Origin of the sequence: Bradyrhizobium sp. 930_D9_N1_4, assembly GCF_052076015.1 — a bacterium.
GTDB lineage: Bacteria > Pseudomonadota > Alphaproteobacteria > Rhizobiales > Xanthobacteraceae > Bradyrhizobium.
The window spans coordinates 6,678,663-6,691,520 of the sequence record NZ_CP197236.1; the positions used below are offsets into that span (position 1 = coordinate 6,678,663).

General features: G+C 63.5%; 8 protein-coding genes. 4 read left to right on the forward strand and 4 right to left on the reverse strand.

The window, feature by feature from the left end; genetic code table 11:
- Positions 1 to 2 precede the first annotated feature (2 nt).
- The 3 genes from AB7532_RS31775 to AB7532_RS31785 form a co-directional block, all read right to left on the reverse strand.
- The gene (locus AB7532_RS31775; protein WP_441238604.1) at positions 3 to 1,889 is read right to left on the reverse strand and encodes an extracellular solute-binding protein; all 1,887 of its coding nucleotides are present in this window, start codon (positions 1,887 to 1,889) and stop codon (positions 3 to 5) included.
- Positions 1,890 to 1,903: 14 nt separating this feature from the next.
- A complete protein-coding gene (locus AB7532_RS31780) occupies positions 1,904 to 3,805 on the reverse strand; it encodes an extracellular solute-binding protein (protein WP_441238605.1) in 1,902 nt (633 codons plus the stop codon).
- Positions 3,806 to 4,017: 212 nt separating this feature from the next.
- Positions 4,018 to 4,572 (reverse strand): c-type cytochrome, encoded by a 555-nt coding sequence (locus AB7532_RS31785; protein WP_441238606.1) that lies wholly within the window; start codon positions 4,570 to 4,572, stop codon positions 4,018 to 4,020.
- Positions 4,573 to 4,805: 233 nt separating this feature from the next.
- Here AB7532_RS31785 and AB7532_RS31790 point away from each other — a divergent pair, with 233 nt between their 5' ends.
- Positions 4,806 to 5,546: a 3-deoxy-manno-octulosonate cytidylyltransferase gene (locus AB7532_RS31790; protein WP_441238607.1), complete on the forward strand. Its 741-nt coding sequence runs from the start codon at positions 4,806 to 4,808 to the stop codon at positions 5,544 to 5,546.
- A 21-nt stretch (positions 5,547 to 5,567) separates the two neighbouring features.
- A complete protein-coding gene (locus AB7532_RS31795) occupies positions 5,568 to 6,428 on the forward strand; it encodes a prephenate dehydratase (RefSeq protein ID WP_441238608.1) in 861 nt (286 codons plus the stop codon).
- Positions 6,429 to 6,567: 139 nt separating this feature from the next.
- Here AB7532_RS31795 and AB7532_RS31800 read toward each other — a convergent pair whose 3' ends face one another.
- On the reverse strand, positions 6,568 to 7,581 hold the full coding sequence (locus AB7532_RS31800; RefSeq protein ID WP_441238609.1) for an LLM class flavin-dependent oxidoreductase: 1,014 nt from the start codon (positions 7,579 to 7,581) through the stop codon (positions 6,568 to 6,570).
- Positions 7,582 to 7,977: 396 nt separating this feature from the next.
- On the opposite strand from AB7532_RS31800, the gene metF reads away from it, so the two are divergent.
- Positions 7,978 to 8,895, forward strand: a complete 918-nt coding sequence (gene metF, locus AB7532_RS31805) for a methylenetetrahydrofolate reductase [NAD(P)H] (RefSeq protein ID WP_441238610.1) — start codon at positions 7,978 to 7,980, stop codon at positions 8,893 to 8,895.
- A gap of 6 nt (positions 8,896 to 8,901) precedes the next feature.
- Complete coding sequence (gene metH, locus AB7532_RS31810; protein WP_441238611.1) at positions 8,902 to 12,753, forward strand: methionine synthase; 3,852 nt, start codon at positions 8,902 to 8,904, stop codon at positions 12,751 to 12,753.
- The last annotated feature ends 105 nt before the right edge of the window (positions 12,754 to 12,858 follow it).

The window sequence follows — 12,858 nt, forward strand, 5'->3', positions numbered from 1 at the left end:
GGCTATTTCGCCTGCTCAGGCTTGGCCGCCTTGGCACGATCGGACCACCAGATATCGGGCGCGCCGACACCGTTGGCGTAACGCGGCAACTGCTGCGGATGAGCGAACTGATCCCAGTAAGCGAGCCGGTGCGTCTTGTTATACCATTGCGGTACCCAATAGCGGCCGGCGCGGAACAGGCGGTCAAAGGCGCGGCAGGCGACTGTCAAATCCTCTCGGTTGTCAGCCGACATGATCTTTTCGATCATGGCGTCGATCGCCGGGTTGGCGACGCCCGCAAGATTATACGAGCCCTTGGTGGCCGCGACCTGCGACGAAAAGAAAGCGCGCATGGCGTCACCCGGCGTTGCCGACATGCTGAAGCGCTGGATCGTCATGTCGAAGTCGAAATCTTCCTGGCGGACCTTGTATTGCACGGCATCGACAAGACGCACGCTCGCTTCGATGCCGAGCGTCCCCAGATTCTTGATGTAGGGTGCATGGTGGGGCTGGAACGAGGGCTCATCCAGCAGGAACTCGATTCTGAAGACCTCGCCGTTCGGCAGCATTCGCTTGCCGTCCTTGATCGGCATGCCTGCGTCGTTCAGCAATTGCTGCGCCTTGCGTAGCAGACTGCGGTCCTGCCCGGAGCCATCCGTGACCGGAGGCGTGAAAGGCGCAGTGAACACTTCGTCGGGGACCTGACCGCGAAACGGCTCCAGCAGCTTCAGCTCTTCCGGCGGAGGCGCCCCGGCACCCGCCATGAGATCGGAGTTCTGGAACGGCGACACCGTACGGGCGTAAGCGCCGTACATGATGGTCTTGTTGGTCCACTCGAAGTCGAAGGCATTGATCAGGGCCTCGCGCACGCGAGGGTCTTTGAACTTGTCGCGCCGCGTGTTGATGAACCAGCCCTGCGCGCCGGACGGCGTGTCGTCGGGCACGATCTCGAGCTTGACGCGATTGTCCTTCACGGCGGCGAAGTCATAGCGCGTTGCCCAGATCCGCGAGGTGAATTCTTCCCGGTAGAGATAGTTCTTGCCGGTAAACCCCTCGAAGGCGACATCGCGGTCGCGATAGAATTCATAGCGCACGACATCGAAATTGTAGGTGCCGCGGCAAGGCGGCAGATCCGCGGCCCACCAATCCTTCACCCGCTCGTACTCGATGTAGCGGTTGACCTCGAATTTTCCGACCTTGTACGGCCCCGAGCCCAGTGGAATCTCCAGAGACGATTCATCGAACGGGCGCGACGCGTAGTACGCCTTCGAGAAGATCGGCAGGCCTGCGACATAGAGCGGCACGTCGCGGGCGCGGCCCTTGGCGAAGGTGACGACGAGCGTCGTATCGTCGATCGCTTCCGCACTGGCCATGTCGCGCATCTGCACGATGATCAGCGGATGCCCTTTGGTCTTCAGCGACGTCAGCGAAAACGCCGCGTCGTGCGCGGTAAGCTTCGTACCGTCGTGGAATTTTGCCTCGGGCCGCATCGTGAAGCGATAGACCAGCCTGTCCGGCGAAATCCGCACGGATTTGGCCGCAAGCCCGTACATCCCATCAGGCTCGTCATTTGCGCGCACCATCAGCGGCACGAACGTCATATCCATGCCTTGCGCGCCGTCGCCCTTCAGGATGTAGGCGTTGAGCGAGTTGAACGTCTGATAGGACTGGTTATACGCACGCACCGAGGGAATGAGCGAGAACGTGCCGCCCTTCGGCGCATCGAGATTGACGTAGTCGAAATGGTGGAAGTCGGCGGGATATTTGAGATCGCCGAACGCCGACATGCCGTGCGCCTCGGTTTCCGCTTCCGATGCTTGCGCGCCGCGCGACAGCGGCATGCCGAGGGACACGCCGACGGCGCCACCGGCACCCAGGGCCAGCACGTGGCGGCGTGACATCTGCGTCATGCGGGAAGCGTCCTTCACGACTTCTTTGCGATCCGTGCCGCCTTGTCCGCGTCGTACCACCAGATGAACGGGAAGCCGGACTGACCGTATTTGGGCAGTTCCGCCGGCCGGCCGAAGCGATCCCAGCGCGCGGTGCGGACCTTCGAATAGGTCCACTGCGGAATGACGTAGTTGTTCCACAGCAGCACGCGGTCGAGCGCCTTGGTTGCCGCGACGAGATCGTCGCGGCCGGTAGCATAGATCAACCGTTCGATCAGCTTGTCGATCGCCGGATTCTTGATGCCGGCAATATTGCGCGAACCAGGGATGTCGGCCGTCTTGGACGACCAGAACTCGCGCTGCTCGTTGCCCGGCGACTGCGACTCGCCCCATGAGTTGGTGACGATGTCGAAATCCCACTCGCGCGTCCTGTTCTCGTATTGGGTCGGATCGACCGTGCGCACGCTGACGGCGATACCGAGCCGCTCCAGAGACGGCTTGTAGAACAGCGTGACCCGTTCGAAGCTCGGATCCTGGTTCAACAGCTCCAGGGTGAACTGCGCGCCGGTCTTGACGTCGACCAGCTTGCGGTCGCGCACCTCGTAGCCGGCCTCCTTCAGCAGGCGCAGCGCTTCGCGCAGATTATCGCGCACGGCTTCAGGACTGCCGCTGACAGGATTGGTATAGGCGGTCGTGAAGACTTCGGGCGGGACTTCGGCGCGGACAGTTTCGAGAATCTCCAGCTCTTTCCCTTGCGGCAACCCGGTCGCCATGAGCTCGTCGATGCCATCGAAATAGCTGCTGACGCGCTTGTACTGACCATAGAAGATCTGCTTGTTCATCTCCTCGAAGTCGAACGCATAATTGAGCGCACGACGCACGCGGGCGTCCTTGAACTTGGCGCGGCGCAGGTTCGGTACGAAAGCCTGCATGACGCCCGAACTGCGATTGGCGAACTCCTCGAGGATCACCCGCTTCTCGGTCACGGCCGGGAAGTCGTAGGCTGTCGCCCAGTTCTTCGCGCTATTCTCCGTGCGCCAGTCGACCTGATCGGCCTTGAACGCCTCGATCGCCACGGTGGCATCGCGAAAATACTCGTAGCGCATCTCGTCGAAATTGTTGCGGCCCACATTGGCAGCGAAATCGCGGCCCCAATAGTCCTTGACGCGCTCCAGCGCGATCGAGCGTCCGGCAACGAATTCCTTGACCTTGTAGGGGCCGGAGCCGAGCGGAATTTCGAGCGTGGTGGCGGAGACGTCGCGCTTGCGGCCCTGCGCGTCGGTCCCTTCCCACCAGTGCTTCGGCAACACCGTGAGCTGCCCGACGATCTGCGGCAGTTCGCGGTTGCCGGGCGCGTCGAAGGTGAACTTCACCTCGCGCTCGCCGACCTTCTCGGCCTTCACCACATGGCTGTAATAGGCCGAGTACATCGGGTGGTGCTTCTTGAAGGACTCCAGTGAGAAGATCACGTCGTCCGCCGTCACCGGCTTGCCGTCATGCCATCTGGCCTGCGGCCGCAACCGATAGGTGACGAAGGAGAAATCGTCCGGGTGGCTGACGGCTTCGGCCAGCGCGCCGTATTCGGTCGAGACCTCGTCGAGCGAGGCCGTCGTGAGGGATTCGTAGATGAACCCGACAGCACCGGCGACCTGTCCCTTCACACCAGCCACCACGATATTGAAATTGTCGAAGGTCCCGACCGCGATCTGGCGCGCGACACCGCCCTTGGGCGCGTCCGGATTGACGTAATCGAAGCGCTTGAAGTCCGCGGGGTACTTGACCTGTCCGAACAGCGACAGCGCGTGGCGCCAGGGAAGCTCGCTTGCGGATTGTGCTTGCGCCGCGCCGACGACGGGAATGCCCGCCACGGAACCGAGGGCGGGAAGCGCTGCGGCCGCAGTGCCGGTGAGCAGGAGATCGCGTCGGGTAATGGCCAAATCAACATTCCTGATCTTGAAGGAGGTTACCCCTTTAAGTGCTCAATATAGGCGAGGTTTCGACCGAATATGTTGCTTTTTCCTCATCTTGGAAGCCCGGCCAGCCCATCCGATGCGGCCAAACGCCCCGATAAACTCACCGCGAGCCCCGGATACGGAAACGGCCAGGCTTTTCAGCCTGGCCGCATATTCCAAGACGGGTTTTGGGGGCCTTACTTCGCTGCCGTCGGCAGCGGCTTGGGGCTCTCCGAGAGCGAATTCAGATAGGCGATGACGTCGGCGCGCTCGGAATCCTTCTGGATACCGGCGAAGCCCATCGCGGTGCCCGGCACGAAGCCCTTCGGATTGGCAATGAACTTGTTGAGATCGTCGATCGACCAGGTGCCGCCCTTGGCCTTCATTGCGGCAGAGAAGTTGAAGCCGCCGCGGCCTTCGCCGCGGGCCTCGCCGACGACGCCATAGAGGTTCGGACCGACGCGATTCGGGCCGCCCTTCTCGAAGGTGTGGCAGGCGCCGCACTTCTTGGCGGCGGAAGCACCCTTCTCGACGGAGGCGGTCTGGAGCAGCTTTTCGATCGGCTCGGATGGCGCGGCGGCAGCGCCGCCTTCCTTGCCGTGGCCGGCGTCTTCCTTCACGGCGATCTCGAAGCCCGGCTTTTCCGGCATCCTGGGCGAGAACAGCGCCTGCGCGGTGAAGCTGGTCACCAGAAGAAAGAGACAGGTACCAAGCACGGCACCCATGATTTTATTGAGTTCGAAAGAGTCCATTTCCGGCCAGGCCCCACACCGCAGTAAGGAAATAGCGGCCGCGCGGGCCGCCAGGACGAGCCTCAGAGAATCAAACGTTCCTTATTGTTTCCCCGAGTTTTGCCATTGAGATATCGGTTTGCCCGGGGTCTGGCAACCCGTATAAGCGACCCGGCTTTCAGCCCGTCCCCACCCCATTTCTCGGTGCGGAAAACATACCCTTTCCAGGCCCTTGAACCCAAACCTTTGACCCCATGACCGATCCCCGCATCCTGGTGCTGATCCCGGCCCGCATGGCCGCCACCCGCCTGCCTGGCAAGCCGCTCGCCGACATCGCGGGCCTGCCGATGATCGTGCATGTGATGCGACGGGCGGAGGCCGCCGGAATCGGCCGGGTTGCGGTGGCAACCGATACCGCCGAGATCGCATCGGTCGTGACCGCCCATGGCGGCGAGGCCGTGATGACCCGCTCCGAACACCCATCGGGCTCGGACCGCATCCACGAGGCCATGCAGAAACTCGATCCCGATGGGAAGGCCGAGATCGTGGTCAATCTGCAGGGCGACTTCCCCACGATCACGATCCAGAACATCCGCGAGGTGCTGCCGCCGCTGGAGGATCCGGCCGTGGACATCGCCACGCTGGCTTCACAGATCCACACCGAGGAAGAGGACCTCGCGCCCAGCGTCGTGAAGGCGATTGGAACCTCGCTCGGGGGCCGGCGCATGCGCGCACTTTATTTCACCCGCGCGACCGCGCCGACTGGAGACGGACCGCGCTACCACCATATCGGCCTCTACGCCTATCGCCGCGCCGCGCTGGAGCGCTACGTCCGGCTTCCGCCCTCGCCGCTGGAATTGCAGGAGAAGCTGGAGCAGCTCCGTGCGCTGGAGGCCGGAATGCGGATCGACTTCACCATCGTCGATACCGTGCCCCGCGGGGTCGACACGCCGGCCGATCTCGAGACCGCGCGCAGCCTCCTTTCCAAATCCTGAGCCGCTGTTACAAGGCCCGTCATGAGCAAGATGAAAATCGCATTCCAGGGCGAACCCGGGGCCAATTCCCACATCGCCATCGTCGAGGCTTATCCCGACGCCGAACCGATGCCCTGCGCCACTTTCGAGGACGCGCTGTCGGCGATCTCGTCGGGCGAGGCCGATCTCGGCATGATCCCGATCGAGAATTCGGTCGCCGGCCGCGTCGCCGACATCCATCATCTGCTGCCGGCCTCCGGCCTGTTCATCATCGGCGAATGGTTTCTTCCCGTCCGCCATCAGCTGATGGCCGTGAAGGGGACCAAGATCTCCGACATCAAGTCCGTCGAGAGCCATGTCCATGCGCTCGGCCAGTGCCGGCGCATCATCCGAAAGCTCGGCATCAAGCCGATCGTGCACGCCGACACCGCCGGCAGCGCCCGCGACATTTCCGAGCGCAACGACAAATCGGTCGCCGCGATCGCCTCGCGCCTCGCCGCAAAGATCTACGGCCTCGACATCCTCGCCGAGGACATCGAGGACGAGGCCCACAACACCACGCGCTTCGTGGTGCTGGCGCGCGAGCCGAAATGGGCCACGCAAGGGTCCGGCCCGCTGGTCACGACTTTTGTATTTCGGGTGCGCAATTTGCCCGCCGCGCTCTACAAGGCGCTTGGCGGTTTCGCCACCAACGGCGTCAACATGACCAAGCTCGAAAGCTACATGGTCGACGGTAATTTCTTCGCCACGCAGTTTTATGCCGATGTCGACGGCCATCCCGACGACAAGGGCCTGGCGTTTGCGATCGAGGAGCTGAAATTCTTCTCGCGCGAATTCCGCATCGTCGGCGTGTATCCGGGGCACCCTTTCCGCGCGACGTTCAGCGAGACGCAGCAGGATTAGTCTCGTGTCCCGGACGCGCTGCAGCGTGCAACGCTGCGGCGCAGAGCCGGGACCCAGTTCTGTTCGCGGATAGATGGGCCCCGGCTCTGCAGCGCACCGCTGAAGAAGCGCTGCGCTGCGTCCGGGGCACAACACCACCTTACGCGGCGGCCTTAAGCCCGAACGCATCCGCCAGCAGCGAATACGACTTCTTCCGCGCGTCGTGATCATACACGGCCGTGATCACCATCAACTCATCCGGCTTGCTGGCATCGATCAGCGGCCGAAGCTTTTTCTGCACCGTCTCGGGATTGCCGACGAACAGGCGCGAGCGATTGCGCTTGATCGAGGTGCGCTCGGATTCCGTATAGGGATAGGCCAGCGCCTCCTCGACGCTCGGCAGCGGCAAGTATTGACCGCGGTCGCGGCGCAGGCGGTTGAGGTCGAACGACGTCGCGAGCTTTTCGGCTTCCTCGTCGGTTTCTGCCGCGATGGCAGCGACGGCGAGGATCGCGCGCGGGCTGGCGCTCCAGGCGGAGGGCTGGAAGCGATTGCGATAATGAATCATCGCATCGATCGCATCGTGGGACGCGAAATGATGGGCGAAGGCGAAGCCCATGCCGACTTGGGCAGCGAGCTCCGAGGAATAATCGCTGGATCCGAGCAACCAGATCGGAGGCAGCGGCGTGTCGTCGGGCATCGCGACGACGTTGTGGTAGGGGTGGCCTGCCGGGAATTCGCGGGTCTGCCACAGGATCAATTCGTGCAGCCGTTCCAGGAAATCGTCGCCCTCGCGGCGGTCGAGCCGACTGCGCAGCGCGTAAGCCGTGGCGCCGTCAGTGCCCGGCGCACGTCCGAGGCCGAGATCGATGCGGCCGGGAAACAGCGCCTCCAGCATCTTGAAGCGCTCGGCCACGACCAGCGGCGCGTGGTTGGGCAGCATCACGCCGCCTGAGCCGACGCGGATATGCTTCGTCACCGCCGCGATCTGCCCGATCATCACGTCGGGTGCAGGGCTCGCCACCGAGGCGAGGTTGTGATGCTCGGCGAGCCAGTAGCGGACATAGCCGAGGCCGTCGACATGCCGGGCCAAGTCGATGCTGTTGCGCAGCGCCGCGGCGGGTTTCGTGCCTGAGGTGACGACGGAGAGGTCGAGGACTGAGAGCGGGATCATGGCGAGGTAACCTAGTGAAGGCTTGCAGGGCAGCAATGGGCAGACTCGCAGATCTGGCGCGCGCCGGCCGCGCATACCGGCGGCGGGCCGATCGGACGCAGTGGGCTGGATTTGGTCATAGCAACACAGACTTCACACTGCCCACCGATCAATATTCGTCCTCGAACAGCCTATATCGCGGTCAATATATTGATATAAATTGTATTTTTAGGACGCCACCATTTCCCACCCAAGCCTCAAATCTGAGTAACAATTCTCATCAAAAGATAAAAGTGGGCCATTTCCCATCTCCGATGGGCTGTCGAGAAACCCGTCTTTGCCCTATCTTAGCGTCTCCCAACCTAGATCTGACCGCCGGCCGCCGAAATCTGGCAAGGCCCTGGAGTGAGTGGTGCCATGACCGATCTGACGATGCCTGCCCACACCGACGGGCACCTCGCCGTAAAGCGGCCGGCCATTTCCTTCGAATTCTTCCCGCCCAAGACGGAAGATATGGAGCGCAATCTCTGGGAGACCATCAACCGGCTTGCCCCGCTCGACCCAAAATTCGTCTCGGTGACCTATGGGGCCGGCGGCTCGACCCGCGAGCGCACCCATTCGACCATCTCGCGCATTCTGAAGGAGACCGCGCTGCTGCCGGCCGCGCATCTGACCTGCGTCGGCGCCTCGCGCGGCGAGATCGACGAGATCGTCGACCGCTATCACGAGGTCGGCGTCCGCCACATCGTCGGCCTGCGCGGCGATCCCGCCAGCGGCATCGGTACGGCCTACTCGAGCCATCCCGACGGCTATCAGACCTCCGATGCGCTCGTTGCGGGGATCAAGAAGCGGCACGCTGATATCGAGGTCTCGGTCTCGGCGTACCCCGAGAAGCATCCCGAAGCGCGGGACTTCGACGCCGATATCGACACGCTGAAAGCAAAAGTCGATGCCGGCGCGACGCGCGCGATCACCCAGGTGTTCTTCGATAACGATCTCTACTTCCGCTATCTCGACCGCGTCCGCGCCCGCGGCATCAATATCCCGATCGTGCCGGGCATCATGCCCATGCACAATTTCAAACAGGCCCGTAATTTCGTCACCCGCGCCGGCACGACCGTGCCGGACTGGTTCGCCGCGAAGTTCGATGGCCTCGACGACGACGCCGAGACCCGCAAGCTGGTGGCCGCGACCGTTGCGGCGGGCCAGGTGCAGAAGCTCGCCAAGAACGGCGTCGACACCTTCCATTTCTACACCATGAACCGCGCCGATCTCGTGTTCGCGATCAGCCATTTGCTCGGCATCCGCGCCAAGAGCGCGCAGAAGGCGGCCTAGGATAAAATGACCATTCCCGTGTCTCCCAAGCGAACTGCCCTGCTCAATGCCGCGCGCGAACGCATCCTCGTGCTCGACGGCGCCATGGGCACGATGATCCAGAACCTCCAGTTCGACGAAGCCGCCTTCCGCGGCGAGCGCTTTAGGGATTTTCATCGTGACCTGCGCGGCAACAACGATCTGCTGATCATCACCCAGCCGCAGGCGATCGAGGACATCCACGCCGCCTATTTGCGCGCCGGCGCCGACATCGTCGCGACCAACACGTTCTCGACCACTTCGATCGCGCAGGCCGATTACGACCTCACCGACATCGTTTATGAAATGGCGCGCGAAGGCGCCCGCCTCGCCGGCAATGCTGCTCGCCGCGTCGAGGCCGAGGACGGCAAGCCGCGCTTCGTCGCGGGTGCCATCGGCCCGACCAATCGCACCGCCTCGATCTCGCCTGACGTCTCCAATCCCGGCTACCGCGCCGTCACCTTCGACGACCTGCGCAAGTCCTACGGCGAGCAGATCAACGGCATGCTCGACGGCGGCGTCGATCTGCTGCTGGTCGAGACCATCTTCGACACGCTCAACGCCAAGGCGGCGCTCTATGCGATCGCCGAGATCACCGAAGCGCGCGGCATCGACGTGCCCGTAATGGTGTCAGGCACCATCACCGACAAATCAGGCCGCTTGCTCTCCGGACAGATGCCGGAAGCGTTCTGGAATTCGGTGCGGCACGCAAAGCCCATCACCATCGGCTTCAACTGCGCGCTCGGCGCCGAAGACCTGCGCGCCCACATCGCCGATATCGGCCGCGTCGCCGATACGCTGGTCTGCGCCTACCCGAACGCCGGGCTGCCCAACGAGTTCGGCCAGTATGATGAGACCCCGGAATACATGGCACGCCTGGTCGGCGAGTTCGCCGCGTCCGGCCTCGTCAACATCGTCGGCGGCTGCTGCGGCACCACGCCGGACCATATCGCGGCGATCGCCGCTGCCGTGGCCCCGCACAAGCCGCGCATCGTCCCCGAGATCGAGCCGCGGCTGCGGCTCTCCGGTCTCGAACCGTTCATCCTGACCGACGCGATTCCGTTCGTGAACGTCGGCGAGCGCACCAACGTCACGGGCTCCGCGAAATTCCGCAAGCTGATCACCAACGGCGATTACACCGCTGCGCTCCAGGTCGCACGCGACCAGGTCGAGAACGGCGCGCAGATCATCGACGTCAACATGGACGAAGGGCTTCTGGATTCGGAAGCCGCGATGGTGACCTTCCTCAACCTCGTCGCCGCCGAGCCCGACATCGCACGCGTCCCCGTGATGGTCGATTCCTCGAAGTTCTCGGTGATCGAGGCCGGCCTGAAATGCGTGCAGGGCAAGCCGGTCGTCAACTCGATCTCGATGAAGGAAGGCGAAGAGAAGTTCATTCACGAGGCCAACATCGCCCGCCGCCACGGCGCGGCCGTGGTCGTGATGGCGTTCGACGAAGTCGGCCAGGCCGACACGTTCAAGCGCAAGACCGAGATCTGCAAGCGCGCCTACGACATCCTGGTCGACCGCGTCGGCTTCCCGCCGGAAGACATCATCTTCGATCCGAACATTTTCGCGATCGCGACCGGCATCGAGGAGCACAACAATTACGGCGTCGACTTCATCGAGGCGACGCGCTGGATCCGCCAGAACCTGCCGCACGCGCATATCTCGGGCGGCGTCTCCAACCTGTCGTTCTCGTTCCGCGGCAACGAGCCGGTGCGCGAGGCCATGCACTCGGTGTTCCTGTATCACGCGATCAAGGCCGGCATGGACATGGGCATCGTCAATGCCGGGCAGATGATCGTCTATGACGACATCGACGCCGAGCTGCGTCAGGTCTGCGAAGACGTCGTTCTCAACCGCGACCCGGGCGCATCCGAGCGCCTGCTGGCGCTCGCCGAAAAATTCCGCGGCAACAAGACCCAGACCAAGGAAGCCGATCTCGCCTGGCGCGAATGGCCGGTGGAGAAGCGGCTGTCGCATTCGCTGGTCCATGGGATCACCGAGTTCATCGAGCAGGACACCGAAGAAGCCCGCAAGACGTCGTCACGCCCGCTCGACGTGATCGAAGGTCCGTTGATGGCCGGCATGAACGTGGTCGGCGACCTCTTCGGCGACGGCAAGATGTTCCTGCCGCAGGTGGTGAAATCCGCCCGCGTGATGAAGCAGGCGGTGGCCTGGCTGATGCCCTTCATGGAAGAGGAGAAGGCACGCAACGCCGCCAGCGGCATCGACACCGGCAAGAGTTCGTCCGCCGGCAAGATCGTGCTCGCGACCGTCAAGGGCGACGTCCACGACATCGGCAAGAACATCGTCGGCATCGTGCTCCAGTGCAACAATTTCGAGGTCATCGACCTCGGCGTGATGGTGCCGGCCGCCAAGATCGTCGAGACCGTCAAGGCGGAGAAGGCCGACATCGTCGGCCTCTCCGGCCTGATCACGCCCTCGCTCGACGAGATGGCGTTCTTCGCCGGCGAATTGCAGCGCGAAGGCCTCAAGCTGCCGCTGCTGATCGGCGGCGCCACCACAAGCCGCGTGCATACCGCCGTGAAGATCGACCCGAGCTATCGCTCCGGTCCCGTGGTGCATGTCAACGACGCCAGCCGCGCCGTCGGCGTCGCCTCCTCGTTGCTGTCGCCGGAGAAGCGCGACACCTATGCGGCCGACGTGCGCGCCGAGTACGCGAAGATCTCCGACGCACATTTCCGCGCGCAGGCCGACAAGAAGCGGCTGAAGCTGGATGTGGCGCGTGCCAACCGCGTGCCGGTCGACTTCGCGGCGAACAAGCCGGTGAAGCCGACCTTCCTCGGCACCAGGAGTTTTGACGAATACGACCTCGCCGAGCTCGTACCCTATATCGACTGGACGCCGTTCTTCCAGACATGGGAGCTCGCCGGCCGCTTCCCCGCCATTCTCAACGACGACAAGGTCGGCGAAGTCGCACGCTCGCTCTACGACGACGCGCGCAAGATGCTCGACCTCATCGTCAAGGAGAAATGGTTCCGGGCCCGCGCCACGGTCGGCTTCTGGCCGGCGAATGCGCAGGGCGATGATATCGTGCTCTATGCCGACGAGAGCCGGACGAAGCGCATCGCGACGCTGCACACGCTGCGCCAGCAGCTCGAGAAGCGCGAAGGCCGCTTCAACGCGGCGCTCGCCGACTTCATCGCGCCCGCGGGCGTGCCCGACTATGTCGGCGGCTTCGTGGTCACGGCCGGCATCGGCGAGGATGCGGTCGCCGACCGCTTCAAGATGGCCAATGACGACTACTCGTCGATCCTGTGCAAGGCGCTGGCCGACCGCCTTGCGGAAGCCTTTGCCGAACGCATGCACGCCCGCGTGCGCCGCGAGTTCTGGGCCTACGCGCCGGACGAGGCGCTCTCCCCCGATGATCTGATCCTGGAGAAGTACCAGGGCATCCGTCCCGCGCCCGGCTATCCCGCGCAGCCCGATCACACCGAGAAGGCGACGCTGTTCGAGCTGCTCGACGCGGAAGCCACCGCAGGCGTGAAGCTGACCGAGAGCTTTGCGATGTGGCCGGGCTCATCCGTATCAGGGCTCTACTTCGCGAACCCCGAGAGCTATTATTTCGGCGTCGGCAAGATCGAGCGCGACCAGGTCGAGGACTACGCCGCGCGCAAGGGCATGAGCGTCGCCGAGACCGAGCGCTGGCTCGCACCGGTCCTGAACTACATCCCGTCACGCGAGGACAGCGGCAAGGCCTTTGCGGCGACGCCTGCGAACGACGAAACGTCGAAGGACCTCGCCTCGCATCCGCCGGGCTGCACCTGCGCGGTGCATCTGGTCTGGCAGAAGAAACGCGCGGGGGCGGGATAGTCCCGCCTGCGCGCCAAAACCAAAAAGTGAGAAAACAACCCCATGCACAGTAGGGATGGGGTTGAAAGGGTTGAGATTTTTCGGTCTTGCCGAAGTCGGCTTGCG